11 protein-coding genes are annotated in these 20,540 nt (G+C 45.9%); 7 read left to right on the top strand and 4 right to left on the bottom strand.

Going from position 1 to position 20,540, the window contains the following annotated elements:
- Positions 1-36: 36 nt before the first annotated feature.
- The 3 genes from HXT55_RS00055 to HXT55_RS00045 all read right to left on the bottom strand — a co-directional run bounded on the left by HXT55_RS00055 (position 37) and on the right by HXT55_RS00045 (position 3,747).
- The gene (locus HXT55_RS00055; protein ID WP_004113786.1) at positions 37-957 is read right to left on the bottom strand and encodes a sugar ABC transporter permease; all 921 of its coding nucleotides are present in this window, start codon (positions 955-957) and stop codon (positions 37-39) included.
- Positions 954-2,357, bottom strand: a complete 1,404-nt coding sequence (locus HXT55_RS00050) for a carbohydrate ABC transporter permease (RefSeq protein ID WP_004113788.1) — start codon at positions 2,355-2,357, stop codon at positions 954-956. Before HXT55_RS00050 ends, HXT55_RS00055 begins: the two co-directional genes overlap by 4 nt.
- Positions 2,358-2,517: 160 nt before the next feature.
- Complete coding sequence (locus HXT55_RS00045; RefSeq protein ID WP_014554834.1) at positions 2,518-3,747, bottom strand: extracellular solute-binding protein; 1,230 nt, start codon at positions 3,745-3,747, stop codon at positions 2,518-2,520.
- Between the two features lie 544 nt (positions 3,748-4,291).
- Between HXT55_RS00045 and HXT55_RS00040 the strand changes: the two genes are divergently transcribed.
- Together HXT55_RS00040 and HXT55_RS00035 are read left to right on the top strand one after the other, a co-directional pair.
- Positions 4,292-6,001, top strand: a complete 1,710-nt coding sequence (locus HXT55_RS00040) for an alpha-amylase family glycosyl hydrolase (protein ID WP_421792181.1) — start codon at positions 4,292-4,294, stop codon at positions 5,999-6,001.
- 309 nt (positions 6,002-6,310) lie between these two features.
- Positions 6,311-7,084 carry a TraX family protein gene (locus HXT55_RS00035; RefSeq protein ID WP_004118141.1) on the top strand — a complete coding sequence of 258 codons (774 nt, stop codon included), beginning with the start codon at positions 6,311-6,313 and terminating at the stop codon, positions 7,082-7,084.
- On the opposite strand, the gene HXT55_RS00030 is transcribed toward HXT55_RS00035, so the two are convergent.
- Complete coding sequence (locus HXT55_RS00030; RefSeq protein WP_004118143.1) at positions 7,068-8,084, bottom strand: LacI family DNA-binding transcriptional regulator; 1,017 nt, start codon at positions 8,082-8,084, stop codon at positions 7,068-7,070. The two genes, HXT55_RS00035 and HXT55_RS00030, sit on opposite strands and share 17 nt — an antisense overlap.
- A 258-nt stretch (positions 8,085-8,342) precedes the next feature.
- On the opposite strand from HXT55_RS00030, the gene HXT55_RS00025 reads away from it, so the two are divergent.
- The 5 genes from HXT55_RS00025 to HXT55_RS00005 form a co-directional block, all read left to right on the top strand.
- Positions 8,343-9,731, top strand: a complete 1,389-nt coding sequence (locus tag HXT55_RS00025) for an extracellular solute-binding protein (protein WP_004118145.1) — start codon at positions 8,343-8,345, stop codon at positions 9,729-9,731.
- 70 nt (positions 9,732-9,801) lie between these two features.
- Positions 9,802-10,737, top strand: coding sequence for a carbohydrate ABC transporter permease (locus HXT55_RS00020; RefSeq protein WP_014554831.1), 936 nt, complete (start codon positions 9,802-9,804; stop codon positions 10,735-10,737).
- A complete protein-coding gene (locus tag HXT55_RS00015; protein WP_004113800.1) occupies positions 10,734-11,567 on the top strand; it encodes a carbohydrate ABC transporter permease in 834 nt (277 codons plus the stop codon). Before HXT55_RS00020 ends, HXT55_RS00015 begins: the two co-directional genes overlap by 4 nt.
- A 15-nt stretch (positions 11,568-11,582) precedes the next feature.
- Complete coding sequence (locus HXT55_RS00010; protein ID WP_421792179.1) at positions 11,583-14,378, top strand: TIM-barrel domain-containing protein; 2,796 nt, start codon at positions 11,583-11,585, stop codon at positions 14,376-14,378.
- A gap of 1,096 nt (positions 14,379-15,474) precedes the next feature.
- Positions 15,475-20,540, top strand: a 5,066-nt coding sequence (locus HXT55_RS00005) for a peptidase (RefSeq protein WP_421792177.1), incomplete at its 3' end; no start/stop codon positions are given.

The raw sequence follows: 20,540 nt of genomic DNA, 5'->3' as shown, positions 1-20,540 counted from the left end.
ATTTTCAATTAAACCCCACAATTGATGTAGAGGTTACTATCCCTTAACAGAGCCAGACATCGACTCTTCATAGAATCGCTGCATAACAATAAACAGGATTGCAATCGGAATGGAAACGCACACAGCTCCAGCGGAGAATCGTGCGAACCAGTGATTGATGTATTCTCTCTGCAACATCTGGTACAAGCCCAAAGCCACAGTGTAATTATCTTGAGTACGGGCAATAGTCTTAACCAAAACGAAGTCAAGCCATGGACCCAAGAAGCTAACAATAGCCTGGAACACAATCATAGGCTTGCATATTGGAAGAATAATCTTCCAGAACACTTGCCAAGTTGTGCATCCGTCCAAATAAGCGGCTTCATCCAAAGACTTTGGAATCGTGTCCATATAGCCCTTCATAACGTAGAAGCCCATGCCGCTACCAGCAGAGTAAACGATTATAAGGGAAATAAGAACAACAGAACCATTCGTCAAGCCAAAAGCCTTCAAAATGAAGTAGATAGCAATAACTGCCATGATGCCTGGGAACATACCAAGAATCAAAGCAATGTTCATAAATGTCTTACGACCGCGGAAACGCAAACGAGACATGCAGAACGCTACTACAAGCACGAAGAACAGAGAGATAATGCACACGAAAATAGACACAATCAAGGTGTTTAAGAACATTCGTGGGAAGTCAAGAACTTCTCGCTCAGTAAACAGCTGAATGTAATTATTAAACGTGTACTTAGTTGGGAAGAACGTTGTCTGATATGGTGCAGTGTTCTGGTTAAAGCTTTCCAAGAACACCCAAACGATTGGCGCAAGCCAAATCACAGCCATAACAATCAGGAACAGATGAGCTACAATGTCTCCGAATATGCGGCGTATACGCTGATCGCGCCAGAACGGGACGCTACGTACACTATGCACAGTCTGTTCGCCTTGCATAAGATCCTTCTTATTACTCACCGGAATCCCTCCTCATTCTTGTAGGAGCCAGAGTTGCGGTATGTTATCAAAGCAACAATCGCAAGCACAATGAATGTCATAATGCCGATTACCGCGCCCATGCTGTAGTTATCTTTATCAACCGTAAGCTTGTACAGCCAGGTGATGAGCAAATCAGTCTTACCTGCAGAAGAACCAATTGGTGTTGGTTCGCCGCCAGACAACAGGTAAATAACGTTGAAGTTATTAACGTTTCCAGTGAAGGTGGTGATCAGGTATGGAGTCATAACGAAGAAGATGTATGGCATAGTGACGTTCATGAAACGCTGCCACCAGCTTGCACCGTCAAGCTCTGCTGCTTCGTAAAGTTCAGCTGGAACGTTCTGCAAAATACCAGTGATCTGCATGATGGTGTAAGGAATACCAACCCAAAGGTTGATGAGAATAACCGTAACCCTTGCCCAAGTAGCATCTTGGAAGAACGGTAGTGGAGAATGAATCCAGCCAGAAGATATAAGAAGACGGTTAATAGCGCCATCTCTTTGCAACATGCTGTGCATAACAAGCAAGGACACAAACTGTGGGACAGCAATGGTCAAAGAGAAGCAGATACGCCACAAGCTCTTAAGACGAGTGGTGCGCCTGTTAATAATCATTGCCATAAACATGCCGAAGAAGAAGTTCAAGAATGTAGCGAAGAAAGCCCAAACAAGGGTCCAAATCAAAACATCAAAGAAGATTCCAGCATTAATGGTTCCAGTTGTATTTCCAAGAATCTTAAAGAAGTTGTTTAAACCAACCCAATGGAACAGCAATGTGTGGTCACGATCATAGTTTGTGAATGCCATCGAAATCATGAACACCAATGGCAAAACCGTGAACAAAACAATTCCAGCGGTTGGAAGAGTCATAAAACCAACGTGCGCATGGCGGTCGAGCAAAGACTCAACATCTTTAACAAAAGTAATAGGCTTTTCTCCGCGTGCTACAAAAGCCTGAGCTTTGTATGCGCTACGCAAAGACAAAGTAGCTAAATAAATTAAAACAACAATTGCTGCAATGCTCATAACGCCATACAGCAAAATTTCAACAGAATTATCTCCAGCCACATAGTGCCAGAAGCCGTTAATCTTTACTCTACCCTGCTTCTTAGTACCAAGAGTACCGAATTTTGGTAGATATTCAGCGCCAGTTGTGGCCAAGAAGGCAAGAACTCCAGCCTCGCATAGAATGAATACGAGACCTTTCACGTACTGTTTGCGAACGAAGTTACCAAAACCGAAGATAATTATCGAAACCCAAGACAGTACGTCTGCGTGCTTTGCAGCCTCCTGTAATGAGTATTGCGAAGGGGCAATGTATTCATCGGCAGCAGGTGCCTTCTTACGCTTCCCTCGCTTGGTGGATGTCGTGCCAGTCATGACATGCCTTTCGTAAAATTGTGGGGCTTTTTACAAGCAAAAGACGCCCCGCCCCGATTTTAAAATCCTTAGGGGAGCGGGGCGTCCTTGCCGTGTGTTCTCTAAATATTATTTTCTTTTAAAAGAATTTAATATTTAGAAAACAGTCGTAAGTTAATACTTACTTCTTGAGAGCTTCCTCGAAGCCCTTCTGGAAGTCTGCAATCTTTGCAGCAGCGTTACCATCATTGACTTCCTTATTTGCCAATGCAGTACCGAAGGTCTTCATTGGATCCCAGAAGGCACCCATTTCTGGAACGGTTGGCTGCAAGACAGAAGTCTTAGCAATGGTGTTCATCTGAGCCACAGCGGCTGGGTTGTCCTTAACGAGATCAGCCAAAGACTTAGCAACTGGGATATCGCCGTGAAGCTTGTACATCTGCTCCTGGGATTCCTTAGAACCGAGGAATGCAGCGAACTTAGCGGCCATCTCTGGAGCCTTGGAGTTAGGGTTGTAAGCAACAGCCTTAGAACCAGCGAAGGACTTCATCTGGTGTTCGCCATCTTCAGACTTGAACTTTGGAAGCTGAGCAGCAGCGTAGTTGTCGCCCAAAGCCTTCTTTACGTCGCCAGCATCCCAAGAGCCAGAGAAGTAAGCGTCAACAGTGTGGTTCTTAATGCCAGCTAAGCCAGCGCCATCGCCATCCATTACGAAGTTCTTGTTCTGAATGAGCTTTGCAACATACTTGGTGATTTCGGCAGCCTTGTCACCAATCTTGATGCCAGCCTTGCCATCGTTGCTCTTCTCGCCGAAGAGGGTCATGTTGCCATCGAGGTAGAAGCCTGGAAGGTACCAAGCGTTGCTGATATCGAAAGCAACCTTGCCCTTTTCGAGCATCTTATCGAGGGACTTAACGTCTTCGTCGGAGAACTTGGACTTATCGTAGTACATGAACCAAGTGTTGCCCATGTATGGAACGCCATAAAGCTTGCCATCCTGAGCGGTTACAGACTGGATGATGGTATCATCGTTGTCTTCCTTAACCTGCTTGGCAGCGTCGTCGCTCAACTCGCCAATTGCATTTGCTTTTACCAAGTCGCCGAGCTGATCGTTAGGGAACAGGTAAACGTCGGCAGCAGCCTTAGCGTCCTGCTTAACGGTCTTAGCAGCATCTGGTGGAGCAACAACAGCGTTCTTAAAAGTAACCTCTGGGTGATCCTTCTTGAAGGCTTTCTCCATAGCCTGAATCCAGCCGCCAGCCTTCTGATCTTCGGAAGAAGACCACACGGTGAGCTTTACTGGGTTTGCCTTGTTGCTGGAGCCAGCGTTGGTGCTAGAACCGCATGCAGCAAATCCAAACATTGTAGCGATTGCGAGGCCTGCGCCCAGCACTTTCTTCATATTCGTCATCCTTGACCTCCTATATCATGCCAGCTTGGCATGTTCTTTGGTGGCATAGTAACAGATCCCATGCGACGCACCATCGCATTTTGCTGCGTTGAGCAACGTCACATTTTTATTGAAATCCGTGTATAAGCAATGTGTAGTATACACGGATATAAAAGTGTTAGCAAATCATGTCGCAAGTGATTAGAAAAATTGTTTGTAAAGTGACTTTTTAGCTTTAGAAAATCGTATTTTATTCCATAACTCAGTAAATTTAACGGAATTTTATTTTGATTGCGCTCCAACCTGTCTTCGCGCTTGTAGCGTAGCGCGAAGACAATTTGGAGCGCTGAGCTTGCTCAAAGTTGAAAGCACAGTGTGCTTTCAACGCAAGCGAAGACGTTCGCGCGCTTAGACCGCGCGAACGATGTGACGCATTTTGTAGCTCAAAACGGCGCGTCGAGCAACAAAAAGCGGAAAAGTAAGAAAGTGAATAGTAAAATAAAGTCGGACAAGTCAAAAGTTAATATACGCAAAAGTTAATATACGCCAACAAAACGGGGTAAACATGCAAAACGAACATGCACAATGGCTGCGCGACGCCGTGTTCTACGAAATCTATCCACAAAGCTTCTACGATTCAAACGGCGACGGAATCGGCGATATTCCAGGCATAATCGAAAAACTCGACTACGTAAAATCGCTTGGATGCAATGCGATCTGGCTAAATCCTTGCTACGATTCGCCATTTAAAGACGCGGGTTACGACGTGCGCGACTACAAAAAAGTGGCAGCGCGCTACGGCACAAACGAGGATTTGCAACGTCTTTTTAGCGAAGCGCACAATCGCGGAATGCACATTCTGCTAGACCTGGTTCCAGGGCACACAAGCGAAGAGCACGAGTGGTTTAAGCAAAGCTCGCGTGCGCAAGAAAACGAGTTTAGCAAGCGATATATATGGACAGACAGCGCGTTTAGTGGCTATTCCATGCCGTTTATTGGCGGCGAAAGCGAGCGAGATGCCACGTATATTCTTAACTTCTTTAAATGCCAGCCAGCGCTAAATTACGGCTTTGCGCAAAGGGATCGCGCGTGGCAATCCGCGCCAGATTCTAATGAGGCTGCGCAAACGCGTGCCGCGATGGTTGATGTTATGCGATTCTGGCTTGCGCTTGGAGCAGACGGCTTCCGCGTAGACATGGCGGATTCGCTTGTAAAAAACGACGACAACAATGGCGAAGGAAGCCTTGGCAAAGACAATACGATTCGTGCATGGCAAGAAATGCTGGGCGCTGTAAAAGCCGAGTATCCGCAGGCTGCGTTCGTTTCGGAGTGGGGCAGGCCGCGTCAGGCGCTGGCTGCTGGATTCGACATGGACTTCTATTTGAATTGGCGCTGGGATGGGCAACCAAACGGATATGCGCACCTAGCTAGAGATGTGGATAATGCGCTAGACGGCAATCCTGAGCGCGACCACAGCTACTTTAATGCGCGCGGTGGCGGCAGTATTTGCCCATTTTTAGACGATTATTGCCCACAGTATGAGGCCACTTGCAATGAGGGCTACTTTAGTTTTATAACGTGCAATCACGATACTCCGCGCCTGGCTCCGCGATTAAGCGATCGCGAAAGGCGGATTGCGTTTGGCATGATTCTTACAATGCCAGGCGTGCCGTTTGTGTATTACGGCGACGAAATCGGCATGAAATACCGCGATATTCCTACAAAAGAGGGTGGTTATGCGCGCACGGGTACGCGTACGCCAATGCAGTGGGATGATTCTAAGAATTTTGGATTCTCCACTGCCGCAAAGTCGAAGTTGTACTTGCCTGTTGAGGCGCGCGCGGATGGGAGGACTTGCGTAAACTCGCGCAAGCAGGCCGTGCAAAGTGGCGAAATTCCAACGGTTTTGGGGCAGGAGCAGGATGGCGATTCGCTGCTTAACTGGGTGCGCGCGCTGATTGCTTTGCGTCATGAGTGCGCGGCATTGCACGCGGATGCCACTTGGCGAGTGTTGCACGCTCCTGTGGATGGTCGCAGTTTTGCGTACGAGCGATGTGCGGCTGAGTCGAATGTGTCGGATGGCGAATCCTCTACAGATAGATGCATTGTGGTTATGAATCCTGGGTTAAACGAGGAGACGATTGCGCTTAGCGCGCTTGCAGGGCTTACGCCAGAGGCGATTTTGCAGCCGCGGATTTCGGTTGGAGCGGTTGCTTGCGATTCTTCCGCGCTTAAACTCGGCGCGCAGTCCTTCGCTGCGTTCCGACTTGCATGAGCGCTTAAAGGGTAGCGCGCGAATGCAATTCGGAGCGCTGAGCTTGCTTAAGGTTGAAAGCACGGTGTGCTTTCAACGCAAGCGAAGACGTGAGCGCGCTGTAACGCGCGAACGGTTTTTCCGCACTTTGTAGCTCAACACGCCGATTAGAGCTACAAACGCGGGAAACCGTGCACTACATAGATAATGCATAGATTTAAGGCGGAGTTTGATACAATTGCAATGTTGTCAACGCTGTTGTCAATAACGTTGCAATGACGGCAAAAGCTTATACGCACTCAACGCACGCATGCGAGCAAGAGGTGAATTATGGACGCGCTAAAACCAAAGATTCGCGCAGACAAGAACATAAAAATGGGTATTACGCTCAAAAAGTTCAAGCTGCTCGGCGCTGTAATGATAATGCTCAGCGCATTTGGCACAACCGTGATTCCGCACCTTTTTGGCGGCCTTTCCAACTCCAACATGTGGAGCCTCACGGCTGCCGTAGTTTGCGAAGTTATAAGCTGGTCGGCTCTGCCGTGGTATGCGTGGCTGCTCGTTCGCGGATATCAAAACACGCATAACCTCAACCTTTACACGCTCCGCCTTCTTGTGCTTGCGCTTATTTGCGAGGTGCCGTACGACTTTACAACCTTTGGCTGCGCTTTCGATATGCGCTCGCAAAATCCAGTGTTTGGGCTTGTTATTGCGCTTTTTGTGCTTTCGGGAATCGACATGGTTCGCGCGCGTTTTAAAGGCGCTCAAAAAGTTGCGTCAATCGCAGTAATCCTGGTTGCAGGAATATTGTGGAATCTTTTCGGCAAAGTCGGCTTTAGGCAGAATATTTTTTGGGGTGGAGCTTTACTTTTAGGATTTGTTCTTATCTTTAGATTCCTAGAAAACCACGAGATTCGCATGGAGCTGATTGCTGGCGCGTTTGGCGGTATGTCGCTTTTGGCGCCAGGTGTTGGCGTGGCTGTGCTGCACTATCGCAGTCCGTATGGCGACGGACCTAAGCAAACTAAGCAATTCCGCTGGCTTATGTATGCGTGGTATCCGCTTATGCTTGTAATCGCAAGCTTGTTTACGATTCTGCTTTAGGTGCAGCCGTAGAATTTCTTATAATAAGTTGCACTGGAGCTGTAAGATGTCTTCGCGCTACAGCTTTACCTTCTATAAGAGATATCGCAATGTTCCCAGCTTGTTCTGCCATTGTTTTAGGATTTTGGCGGATTGTGGTTAGTCCAGCCTCTTTTGCATAAGTGCCATTGTCGAATCCTATAATCGATAAATCTTCAGGCACGCGAATTCCTAATTTTTGTAATCTAAACAAGAACGGCATTGCTGTTGAATCCTGGTGGAAGCATATTGCAGTAGGGGGATTTTCTTGTGTAAAAAGCTCAGAAAGAGTGGCATCTATAGGGTCATCTTTTATGTCTATTGGCAGTACTTTCCCTTGCATTCCATCAATATTGCTGCACACGTTTTCAAAGCTTGTGATTCTTCTTGACGAGCTAAAGCGGAAAGATGAACAAAAATGCTCATACACGTATAAAAGACGCTTATGCCCTAATGTCGCTAAGTGTTGAATCGCAAGTTTTATGCCCAGAGCATCGTCGATTCCGATTGATGCAGAAAGCACTTTAGAAGCTGTGCAGTTTATTCCGACAATTGGTACGTTTATGCGTTGTAATTGTTCGGCCTCATTGCTGCTTATGTCAAATGACGATACGATTATTGCGTCTGTGTTTGCGCGTAAGGGCAGTTCTTTAAAGAAGTTTTTTCTTTGTTCAACTCCCTCTAAAAGGTGTATTACAAGGTCGTAGCCATTTTTGTTCAGTACGCTATTTAATCCTTCTATAATTGCTGAGCTAAACCATTCGATTTTACTGCTTCCAATTAGTAGTGTTATGCGATACGATTTGCCTGTTTTAAGCTCTCCAGCGGTTCTAGAAACAGTGAAATCCATTTGTTCGGCTGCGCGCATGACTTTGGCGCGTGTAGATGCGGAGACTTTTTCTGGATGTGCGAATGTTCTGGAGACGGTTGCAATCGATACTCCTGCCAGTGTTGCTACATCGCAAATACTAGTTTTTGACAAGTCGCACCTCTTTTAAGTGTTTTAGCTGCAGAGTTTTTAACTGCATCTCTTTTAATCACCCTGCTTCTAGTTATCATAAATGAAAAGGTTTACATTTTTAGACACGCCGCCTAAAAAGTATTTATTCGTGCAAAACTAGCTTAGTATTAAGGATTCAAAATGAAAACCTTTACATTTACATTTTTAATGTTTGACCGAGTCAAACTTAAAGCAATATTATAAAATTACCCATCAATTTCACGAGGAAGTGGAGTAACAATGAAGATTAGAAAAATATGCATATCCTGTATAGCAGTTTTGGGCATGATTTCTACGCTTGCCGCATGTGGGAATAATGGTGCAGCAGGAGTAACAGATACAAAGAAAGACAAAGGCCTAGCTGTTATGGGTCAAGCTTTAAAGTATGACCCAAATCATTTAGTAAATCAAGGAAAGCCAATCCAGCTTGAGTATTGGAGCTGGGGAGACGCGTCCACTGATCCAATTTACGACATGATTAAGGATTATCAAAAGATTTATCCAAATGTAAAGTTTAAGACTAAGAACGTTGCTTGGGATGATTACTGGACAAAGCTTCCACTTGCTCTAAAGGGAACAAAGGGCCCAGCTTTGTTCAATATTCACAACTCCAAAGATGAGCTTATTCGCCCATACGCTGCCGATTACAAGATTGACAAGGCTGCTATGGAATCGGATTACGCAACGGCTAGTGCGCATGAAGATGCTAAAGGTAATGTAAAGTACATTGATTCCGTAATCAATACGGGAAACATCTACTACAACAAGAAGCTTTGGAAGGAAGCTGGCTTAACTGAGGCAGATATTCCTGCTACTTGGGATGAGTTGCGCGAAGTGGCGAAGAAACTCACTAAGTGGAACGGTTCCAAGATGGAACAGGCTGGATTTAACGTGAACGGCGATGCTTATGCTGCAATCAATCAAGGATTGAACTATCAGCGTGGTGAACTTGCTTTTGATGAAAGTGGCAAGAAGCCTAATTTTGACAACAAAGTCACGCGTGAAAACATGAAGTTCTTGAAGAATTTGTACGACAAAGACAAGGTCATTTCTACCGACTTTGGCACGGATTACACGCAAAGCTTTGGAAACGGACAATCTGGAATGGTTTATGCCTGGGGATGGCTCGAAGGTGTGCTAAAAGAAAAGTACCCAAATATTGAGTATGGAGTCTTCCCAACTCCAACATTCACAAAAGAAAAGCCATTTGCGTACGATCGCTACAATGGAGAATCCACTCCAGGAATTAACGCTCACCAGTCAAAAGATCAGCAAGAGGTTGCTCAAGACTTTATTAAGTTCATTCTCGCTAACGATGCGTTTATTCGCTCGGCAGTAAAGCATTTGAACTCGTTCCCAGCAAAGAAGTCTTTGCAAAACGATCCTGAGATTCTAAAGGCTCCAGTAATGGCTGCGATTCAGCCGCGTGCAGATCGCCTAATCTGGCCAGGAATCACGCCTTCTACCGTGGAAACAAGTAGCAAGGCTGCTTTCCAGAATGTTATGCAAAATGGTGAGTCTATTGATGATGCAATCAAAGAGGCTCAGGCAACAATGGTTAAAGATATGAAGAATTCTAAGTTTACGTCTGCAGAAAGTAAGTATGAGTTCTTCAAAGAGCACAAGTAAAAACAAAGCAGACTAGTTAGATAGTTGTAAATCGTAATCACTGTGCTCAGTAGGTAAGGCAAGGAAAATCATGAAACAAGTTAATCAGGATTCTCATTTGAGCAAAATGAGAAAACATAATGGTGGTATGTCAAAAATAAGCACTGCTCTTTCTCGAACCTTCTCCTTTCGGAATATAGCAGTAGTGTTTCTGATTGTTTATTTTGTGATTTTTCTTGCCTATCCAATATATAAGGCTTTTGCAGGCAGCTTCCATGAATGGAATCCGCTTGTTGGAACATACAATTGGGTTGGGCTGGATAATTTTAAGCAGATTTTAGTAGATAAGTTATTCTGGAAGTCCATTGCAAACACCGCAATCTTTACGTTTGTATCTGTTGTATTCCGCGTTATTCTTGGCATTGGTTTTGCAATGTTGTTAAGCTCCAAGCTTGTTAAGTGCAAAGATACTCTGCGAGGTCTTTTCTACATGCCAACAATTACGCCGTTGGTGGCAGTGAGCTTTGTGTGGATGTGGATGTTTGACCCGCAGTTTGGCATGATCGATAGGATTACAGGCTTAAATATCAACTGGTTGCACAGTTCCACTTGGGCTATGCCAGCAATCATAATAATGACAATTTGGAAAGACTTTGGCTACGCAACGGTATTATATTTGGCTGGATTAATGAATCTGCCAAAAGATGTTTACGAAGCGGCAGAAATAGACGGCGCTAATAGCGTGCAAAAATTCTTTAGAATAACAGTTCCATTGCTAAAGCCAACAACACTTTTTATAGTAATCACATCTATGATTGGCTATATTCAAGCGTATGTTCAGATTCTTGTTATGACCAATGGCGGCCCAGGAACATCAACGTACACAATCAGCTACCTAATTTTTGATCAAGCGTTCCAAAAGTATAACTTTGGAATTGCATCTGCAATGAGCGTCATTCTGTTTATAATCACTGGAATCCTAACATTCATAATGTTTAAAGCGTCTAAGGATAGTGAGTTAGTATGAAAAAACAAAATCTTAAAAAGAGCATTATTGGATGGTTTCTAACAATATTCCTATTCTTATTGTCTTTCTTAACAATCGTGCCATTTATTTGGATGTTTGTATCTTCCTTTGCTCCAAACAGCGACATTGTGCGCATAGATGGTGGGCTGTTCCCAAAGCCAAGCACATTTGGGAATTACGTTGGGATTCAAGAGAAATTCGACTTTTTGAGGCTATTCTTTAACTCATTGTTTATATCGGTAGTTAAAACGGTAATAGCCATTTACACGAGTGCCGTTCTTGGATACGTATTTGCAAAAATGAGATTCCGTGGCAGAAATCTGCTTTTTGGAATAGTAATAAGCACGATGATGGTACCGTGGGCAGTAACAATCATTCCGCAATACGACATGATGACTAGCTTTGGTTGGCAAGACACGTATCGTGCACTTATAGTTCCAGGCTTAATAAGCGCATTTGGAATCTTCTTATTCCGACAATCAATAAGCGGAATATCCGACGAATTGATTGAAGCAGCAAAACTAGATGGAGCTTCGGATTCTAGAATATTCCACAGAATAATTCTGCCAATGAGCCACAATACTATTGCTGCGCTCGCAATCTTTACGTTCTTGTGGAATTGGGAAGACTATTTGTGGCCATTCCTTATGATTACAGACGAGAAAAAGCAGCTTCTTGCAGTTGGATTGAAGACGTTTAGCGGAAGATTTGGAACTGACTACGGCGGTTTGTTTGCTGCGGCATCGCTTGCTATTATTCCTGTAGTAGTAGTGTACTTGGTGTTCCAGAAGCAGTTTATTGCTGGAATTTCAACCGGCAGCGGTAAGTAGAAAAGGGCGGGTCGAATGACTTTACAAGATGCGCGTGAAGCGCGTGGAACACAGGATGTGCAAGACGCACACATTTTTTACGATTACGCTAAAAATCCGCTGTCTAAAGCCAAAGAGTCGCAGGTTATAAGCGGCAAAAATTGGCGAATCACGTTAATCACGGATTCGCTTGTGCGCCTTGAGTGGAGCGAAAACGGCGAATTTGTAGACGCTCCTACGCAAACAGTTGTAAGACGAAACTTTGAGGCCGGCACGCAGATTGCCGCGGAAAAATCGCAAGCAACCGAAGATGAGGCATCGCGCGCTTTTAATCCAAAATATAGTGTAAAAAACTTGGAAAATGACTGGATAGAAGTCGAAACCGAAAAACTACTGATCACGTACAACCAGCAGCCGTTTAGCAAAGAGGGCTTGAGCATTGTTGTGCGCGGAGTGCCAGGCTCGCAATTCAACACATGGCATTACGGCGACGAGTGCCACGGCAATTTGCTCGGCACAGCGCGAACAGTGGACGAGGCGGATGGAGCCGTTAAGCTTGGAACGGGCGTAATATCTCGCGACGGGTGGGCAGTGTTAGACGATTCGCGCTCGGCAAAAATCGCGTATGCGGCTGCTGTTGATGGAAAAGAAAACCCATACGGGGCATGGGTGGAGCCGCGTGAAAAGGCGGATGGCAGTGTGTCTGGGGAAAACTCTGCCGAATCATCTAAATCAAACTCTAAAGACCTATACTTCTTTGGCTACGGTCACAACTATATAGGCGCAATTCGCGACTTTTACAAGCTTACAGGCGCGCAGCCGCTTCTTCCGCGATTCGCGTTAAGCAACTGGTGGAGTAGGTACTACAGGTACAGTCAAGACGAATATTTGCAGCTGATGAGCCGATTTAAGCGCGAAGGCATACCGTTTTCTACTGCCGTAATCGACATGGATTGGCACGTAACGGATGTGGACCCAAAGTACGGTTCGGGATGGACTGGCTACACGTGGAACCGCGATTTGTTCCCAGATCATCGCGCGTTTTTGCGCCAACTTGCCAGCGAAGGGCTTGCCGTAACGCTTAATTTGCATCCGCGAGACGGCGTGCGCGCGTTTGAAGAAGACTATGCTCAAGTTGCGCGCGATATGGGAATTGACCCTGCAAGCGGCAAGGCAGTTGAGTTTGACCTTACAAATCCGCGCTTTTTGCGAGCATACCTAAACATGCATCGGCGCATGGAGAACGAGGGCGTTGGGTTCTGGTGGATTGATTGGCAGCAGGGCGGAGTTACAAAGCAGGCTGGCTTGGATCCGCTTTGGATGCTTAACCACGTGCACTACCAGGATTCGGGGCGCGGAGGCGCGTGGCCGATAACGTTCTCGCGCTACGCGGGGCCTGGCTCGCACCGCTACCCAGTGGGATTCTCGGGAGATAGCGTAACAACGTGGGATTCGCTGGCTTTCCAAACTTACTTTACTTCTACGGCGTCTAACATTGGCTACGGCTGGTGGAGCCACGATATTGGCGGACACATGCTTGGCGTGCGATGCGATGAGCTGGAGGCGCGCTGGTATGCGTTTGGCGCGTTTAGCCCGATTAATCGCCTTCACTCCAGCTGCTCGCCGTTTGCAGGCAAGGAGCCGTGGAACTTCCCTCGTGAAACTCGTGACGCGATGGTTAAAATGCTGCGACTTCGCGCGCAAATGCTGCCTTATTTATATACGATGAACTATCGCGCGGCGGTTTGCGGAAGGCCGATTGTAGAGCCAATGTATTGGCAATCGCCAGAAACACCTGCAGCGTACGAGATGCCGAATGAGTACCGTTTTGGCAGCCAGCTTGTGGTTGCGCCAATCGTTAGCAAGGGGTGCGCGCAAGTTGAGCGCGGGTGCACTGCCGTGTGGCTTCCAGAAGGCGATTGGTACGATTTCTTTGACGGAAGGCACTACGTTTCGCGCGGCGGTGCTGGGCGCAGATTTGAGGTTTGGCGAGGAATCGACCGCGTGCCGGCGTTTGCGCGCGCTGGGGCTATTGTGCCAATGCAAGTTTTGCCAAGCGAAGCGGATTGCGCAAGTAGAGAGCAGGCGGCGGAGCTTGTTAATAGCATTGAAAATCCGCGATCTTTGTGCGTTCTTGCATTCCCAGGGGATTGCGGCGAGTTTGTGATGCGCGAAGATAACGGACGATTTGAAGACGCGCGCGCTGGGAAAACTGCCGATACGCGCATGGAGCTTATTTGGCGAGATGGGAATGGATCCACACAGTTTGTGATTGATGCAGCAAAAGGATGCGCTAGTGCTGTTTCTTCGCTGCCTTCCAAGCGCGATTGGAGCGTGGTGTTTAGAGGTGTTGCTTGCCCAGACTTTTCGCGCGTTCGCGTTTTTGTTGGGGAAAATCAGCTTGAATCTAAGGCTGTAGAAGTTTCATATGAAGGCGAAGAGGGCGACTTAAGTCTTATTGTTTCTGTGCGCAACGTGCCTGTTGGCGATTGCGTGCGCGTGATTGTGGATGGCGGACTGTGCATTGCGCAAGACCCTAAGGTTGGCGATTGCTACAGGTTGCTTTTACAAGCGCAAATGCCGTACCGGGGCAAGGAGATTTCTTTTGACGCGATTCGCCAAGCTGGTGGTAGCGCGAGTGCTATAAGCGAGCTTTGCGCGCTTGAGTACACTAGCGAGAGCGAGCTTGAGCGCCATCAGCAAAGCGTTGACTTGACTAACGCGCATGCGCCACAGCACCCAGAGGTTGCTAAGTGGGCGCAATGGAAGTGCACGCTGCCTGATTCGGTTAAGCGCGCACTTGAGGAGATTTTACTTCGTAGCGCGCTGTAATGCACTGTAATGCGCGAACGATATTTCCTATTTGGTGTTGTAGGAGGGCTGGCTAATTCTACGCTCGCGCGTTACAGCGCGCTCACGCCCTCGCTTGCGTTGAAAGCACACTGTGCTTTCAACTTTGAGCAAGCTCAGCGAATCGAGGTGACTTCTCGCGCGCTATGCAGCTCGAAGTCATCGATTCGCACAACGCTCTGCCTCTTGCGTGTTGGTTGTTGTTGCGGTTGTTCCGTTTTGGCTTTGATTTTGTTTTTGGGTTGAGGTTTGTTTGTAGTGGTGGCTCATTGGATTGTTTGGTATCGGCTGCCGCTCTTATATTGTTCGACCAAGAATCACCCAGCCCTCTTACATGCTTGAACAATTGCGTATCACTTAATCACCGAGATTCTCGATTTTTCTTGCTCTCTCGGCGAGTCACCACCTTCGGCGCTGAGGCTCACCTCTTTCGCGGCGAAAAATCTCGAATCTCTACCTTGCTTGCGCGACGACCTGCCTTTTCGCTTAGAGCGTAGCGCGAAAAGGCAATTCGGAGCGCTGAGCCGCTCAAACGTAAAGTCCAGTGGACTTTACGTGCGGCGAAGACGTGAGCGCGGCTAATCCGCGCGAGCGATATTCCTTGTTTGGTGTTGCGCGAGGGCTGGGTGTTTCTACGTTCGCGAGGGGTATTCCTGAATTTGTTTATCGAAACGCCAAATATGGGAACAAACGCGGGATAAAAGAGAAAAGCGCGCTGCAGAGGGTCTAAAAATGTGATTTGTATCATATACAAATGTTTAGATGAGTGAGCTAAAAATGGCGGTTGACTCGCCAGAATCGCAAGAATTTTTGAAAAAAATATCTCGCAAAAACCCTTGAAATAAAAGGCTTGGGGGGGGGGGGGTATGTGCCCCCAAAAGCTATAAACATTTGTTAGTTGTCTTCAAAATTTTTTCTAAAATGTTATAATGATTTATCAAAGGGTGACTACATCATTATAGATGTACGCTATAAGACTTTGTAAATCTATTGTTAAAAACTATATGGCTTTGAGGGCCGCGGTCGGCGCGCAAAGCAATATCAAGTAAATCGAATTAAACTCACGAAAGAGGAGAACATGACTACAAAATCTGGTAAACACGCCAACAAGACATCTGGTTCTGCAAAGGATAAGGCTGCAAAGGTTGTTGACATGCGTAAGGTGGCTGCTCTTTCGGCTGGAGCTGCTGGCGTGATTGCTGGCGCGGCGATTGCTTTTGGCGCAACTCCTGCAATGGCTGCGGAGACTGGTGCGGCTGCGCCCGTTAATACGAATGATCCTGCAAAAGAACAGAGTGTAATTGCTAATAAGAATAAGACTGAGGGTGAGAGCGCTGAGGGTTCTAAGGGCAAGACTTCTAATGATGAATTGAAGGAAGAATCTAAGAAGGAGCAGGCTGAGAAGATTGTAGTAAAAACCGAAGGTAAGGCTGACGCTACTAAGACTGAGTCTGGGTCGAAGGTTGAGAGCGATACGGCTGTAGATAATAAGGTTACAAATAGCACTTCTGCTACTGATAAGAATAATGCAGACAGTAGCACCACTGAGGAAACTAGCACTCCTGCGGAAAATGTTGTAAAGAAGCGTACAAGGCGTGCGACGGTTGAGAATAAGCAACCTGAGGCTACTAATGATGCTAAGGATGAAAATCAGAAGCAGGGCGAACCTGTTGTTGGTACAGATCGCGAAGCTAATCCTGCACCAGCTCCAAAAGTTAACAGTGAGATAACACTTTCAAAAGAAACAAAAGACACGCTCCCTAACATGTATGCATGGGGATCTTCTGACAATGTGTATATTGAAAAAGGGCAAAACCAAGAAGTAACATTTAATTTTGCAAAACCTTCTGACGGCAGCACCATTACCAAAGTAGCAATTTTCCCATCTGATGGTAATACTGTTGATAATGCTAAAAGTAGAAAGTTCCTTGAATATTATTCTGCTAATGAAAACGAGCACAAGCCATATTCTGGTAAGTACGAATTTATAGTAAATACAGATGGCTCAGCTAAGCTTACCATGACTAAGCTTTATAGCGAAGCAAACATGGCTGCAGAAAAATACACTGCAAACCGCTGTATTTATGTGTACGGCACCAAAGATGGTAAAGAATCTGTACTGTATAAAACAAATATTGTGCGTGCAGCAACACTTGTTCCGCCTAAAACAGCTGGCTCAATTGTTTTGAAGTATAACGAAGAGCTTACTGCACAGCAAATTCAAGATAAGCTTAAGGCTGCCTTAGATTCTCCTACCGAAGCTACTGGTAAAAAATCAATTCGTGCACAAATTGATGCTGCAAGTAGATCTAACGGCGTTGGTGGTCGCACTGGAGAAAATGGCGCATTCGTTCAGACGCCAGATACCGCTGAAAACAAGGTAATTATTAACGATCAGCGCGCATACAATCCAACTGAGGTTACTCGCTTTAATAGAACAACATCGAAAGAGGGTGCTGCTGAAAAAACGTATATAACTACGGTACAAACCCTTAAAACTCATCTCATAACAGACACAGGTTATACCTCTGATGATTTACCACTTACCGTTGCACGCTACGATACGCGTATCGAAAAGCCGATTGTGGACGACCTGTCCAAGGTTTCCGATGATGTAAAAACCGAAATTAAACGCAAGCTTGCGCACCTTAATCACGTAAGCCAAGATCAGGTGACCATTAACGACCAGGGTGAAGTCACTATCAACTTTGCTGACGTGGATGCTGCGGACGCTCCTAAGATTGCTCTGCGCGACCTTGTGTTGAAGAAGATTGCAGAAAAGGATGTTGTCGTTCCTGAAAACGACAAAGCAGTCTTTGTGGCTAACCCACTTGGCTACTCCAATGCCGAGCTTGACCGAATTAAAACAGCTATTTACGAAGCTAATAAAGACAATAAAGAGCTTGGTCTTACCAGCAAAGATCAGATTACACTTGAGTATCTTAAGGGCGATCTTACTGCATCTGGTGACTCTAATAAGGGAATCTCTAATGGTCAGGCGGAAAACAAGATTACCGTTAAAATCAAGACTGACAAGTCAGTTGCTGAGTTTACGTCTAATGTAAAAGAGAGCAAGCTTACAAAGCTTCCAAATATTCGTACAGATTACACCGTTTCGTGGGACAAGACTAAGATTGATGGTCGCGATACCGACGAAGGTATTTCTTGGAGTAATGATCAGAAGACCACTATCATCTACCGTTACGATCCAACTAAAGCGCAAGAGTTTGATACAACAAAGATTCTTGGCTTGCTGAAGGCTAAACCAAAGGATAGTAGTTCTGGTTTGCGCGACCTTACTGGCGGCGAGCAGCTTTCCTATGAAGGTACAGGGAATAACGCGCGCAAGTCGCACATGAACTATGCGCTTAATAAAGATGGCGAGCCAACAACTGAACTCACGCTTGGCAATATGGGTGGCGCTTATTGGTCTGGGAATCAGAAAGTTTCTAATTCTGACGTAAACCTCGGTGATAATTTATCAATAGCTGGTTCGTATTCATGGGATCCAGAAGCTGGTTCTGTAACGGTAGCTGGCAAAAAGGACAAGATTTTCAAGGCACGTCTGTTTGTTGAGCCGTATGCAATGACGTACTATAAGCATGTTTATATGGAGAAAGATCGTCACCCAGGCAATACGGCAAAGGCAATTAACGTTATCTTTGTGCCGCAGACGAATCATAAGACTGCCGATTTGAAGACGTCGATTGGTGAGCATAAGACCACTAAGGTTGATAATACGGATGTTCCGACTGACTCGAAGTACTACAACGCGTCTGATGCAGTGAAGAAAGACTACGAAGATGCATTGAAGGTTGCTAAGCAAACGCTTGAAAAAGTTGGAACTACACCAGATGATCAGTTAACTGAACAGCTTAAAGCTGAGGTTGATAATGCAACCATTAAGCTGGATAAAGCTCGCAAAGCTCTTGATGGTGACGCTACCAAGAAAGACGAACTGGATAAGTCGATAACAGAAGATGGTACGCCTGCTGAAGGTCAACAAGCTACAACTGGTACAAAGGCTAGCGATAAGTATAAGAACGTAAGCGATCCTGACTTCAAGACGCCTGAAGGCAAGCCTGATGAAACCAGGAACAATGCTGCTAAAGAAGCGAAGAAAGCCTACGACAAGGCTCTTGAAGATGCCAATAAGGTAAAGGCAGACGACAACGCCACGCAAAAGGCTGTTGACGATGCCAAGGCTAAGCTTGATGCTGCGCGCGAAAAGCTTAACGAATTTAGCACTAACAAAGATAAGCTTAACGCCGCTATTGCTGAGCATGGCAAGGTGAAGGATGGTAGGGATGCTCAAGGCGCTCAAACGATTGCAAACGCTGACCCAGCCTATCAAAACGCAACTGATGATGAGCGTAAAGCATACGATGAGGCTGTAAAGAAGGCAAAGAATCTTTCAGCAGATCCAAACGCTTCTCAAAAGGAAGTAAATGCTGCCATTGAAGCACTTAAGAAAGCTAAAGAGGCACTTGACGCTAAAGCAACAGATAAGTCAAAGCTTATAACTGCTGAAAAGCTCAGTTTCGATAATCCTGATAAGGATGATGCAAGCAGGCAGAGTACCTTCTACAAGAATGCGCTTAATAAGCAGACTAACGGTGCAAGCGAGCAAGAAAAACAAGCTGCTAAAACTGCTGTTGAAAACTATGACAATGCGTTAGCTAAGGCACGTGAGGTTCTTAAGAACGATAAGGCAACTCAAAAAGAAGTGGATGCTGCTAAAGATGCATTAACTAAGGCTGAAGATGCACTTCATAAAGATTATGCAACTGACGCTAATGAACTTACGAAAGTTCTTGCAGACAACTTCAGCGGTTATTTGATGCCTGCCTACTTCAACGCCTTTGATAAAGCGCAAGCTGGCGATGCTGACGCCAAGAAAGCATTTAAAGATTACAACGATGCTTATCAAAAAGCCAAGGCTCTGAAGGAAAAGTTTGCTAAAACTAATCCAGCTGAGCAGCCAACTGCTACAGACATCGCCGATGCTAAGACAGCTCTTGAAGAAGCACGTAAAGTCATAGACAAGTATGCAACTAATACCAGCAGGCTTTCGGCAGCAGTATTTAACGATATTGCCATACAACACAGCCCAGCGTATAAGAATGTATCCGCAGATGATGCAAGTCCGGAGGCAAAGGCTGCTAAGGATAAATATGACAAAGCTGTAAAGAAACTACAGCAGGCGCTTGATAAACAGATGCCTAAGGATAAAGCAAATGGTAAGGAGATTCCTGATACAAATACTCCTGCTAAGGACGGCAACCTTGACGATAAGGACTACCTGAAGAATATTCAGGCACATGCGCAAGGCGAGCCTCTGGATAGGGATATTACCAAGATCCTTCAAGAAATGAACGACGCAGCTGCTGAGTTGAACAAGTTTGCAACCAAGACCGACGATTTGCTTAAGTCTGTTAACGAGCATGACAATACTCAGAAGACGCCTGCGTATAAGAATGCTTCGCATCCTGATTTCAAGAATGATGATGGAACAACTGCTGATAAGACTAAGAATGATGCAGCCCAGAAGGCTGTAGATGAGTATGGCGAAGCTCTTAACGTGGCAAAGGAATTGCTCAAGAATCCTGCTGCAACGCAGAAGCAAGTCAATGATGCACTTAATACCTTGAACGAGAAGCGTAAAGCGCTTGACACGTACAAGACTGACACCGCCAAGCTCAAGGATAGTGTTGGCAAGCACGGCTCTACAGATGGCGCTGCACCTACAGAAGGTACACAAACTTCTGATGCATATCGCAACGCGTCTGATCCTCACTTCATGAAGGAAGAGGGCGGCAAGCTTGTTCCTGATACGGATAAGAATGATCAGGCTACTGCAGCCAAGAAGGCGTATGATGAAGCTTTGACAAAAGCTCAGGAGCTTTTGAAGAAGCATGACGAGAAAGATACGCCGCAAGACGCAAAGCCAACTCAAAAAGACATCAACGATGCACTTAAGGCTCTTGACGATGCTCGTACTGAGGTTGAGAAGTATAAGACTGTTACTACTGAACTTGAGAAAGAAATTAATAAGTCTACTGCGGAGGGTGCTCCTGGTGTTACTGAAAATGACTTCGAGAATACGCCAGAGTTCAAGAATGCTAAAGCTAAGACAAGCGATGG

Source organism: Gardnerella sp. KA00718 (assembly GCF_049244285.1).
Classification (GTDB): domain Bacteria; phylum Actinomycetota; class Actinomycetes; order Actinomycetales; family Bifidobacteriaceae; genus Bifidobacterium; species Bifidobacterium vaginale.
The sequence above is the reverse complement of the archived record's forward strand: the minus strand, read 5'-3'. Positions and strand labels throughout refer to the sequence as shown.

Bases quoted from the DNA above. Each gene is read 5' to 3' on its own strand.
- HXT55_RS00025 (WP_004118145.1), top strand. From the start codon at position 8,343: ATGAAGATTAGAAAAATATGCATATCCTGTATAGCAGTTTTGGGCATG.
- HXT55_RS00015 (WP_004113800.1), top strand. From the start codon at position 10,734: ATGAAAAAACAAAATCTTAAAAAGAGCATTATTGGATGGTTTCTAACA.
- HXT55_RS00010 (WP_421792179.1), top strand. From the start codon at position 11,583: ATGACTTTACAAGATGCGCGTGAAGCGCGTGGAACACAGGATGTGCAA.
- HXT55_RS00045 (WP_014554834.1), bottom strand. From the start codon at position 3,747: ATGACGAATATGAAGAAAGTGCTGGGCGCAGGCCTCGCAATCGCTACA.
- HXT55_RS00020 (WP_014554831.1), top strand. From the start codon at position 9,802: ATGAAACAAGTTAATCAGGATTCTCATTTGAGCAAAATGAGAAAACAT.
- HXT55_RS00035 (WP_004118141.1), top strand. From the start codon at position 6,311: ATGGACGCGCTAAAACCAAAGATTCGCGCAGACAAGAACATAAAAATG.
- HXT55_RS00050 (WP_004113788.1), bottom strand. From the start codon at position 2,357: ATGACTGGCACGACATCCACCAAGCGAGGGAAGCGTAAGAAGGCACCT.
- HXT55_RS00040 (WP_421792181.1), top strand. From the start codon at position 4,292: ATGCAAAACGAACATGCACAATGGCTGCGCGACGCCGTGTTCTACGAA.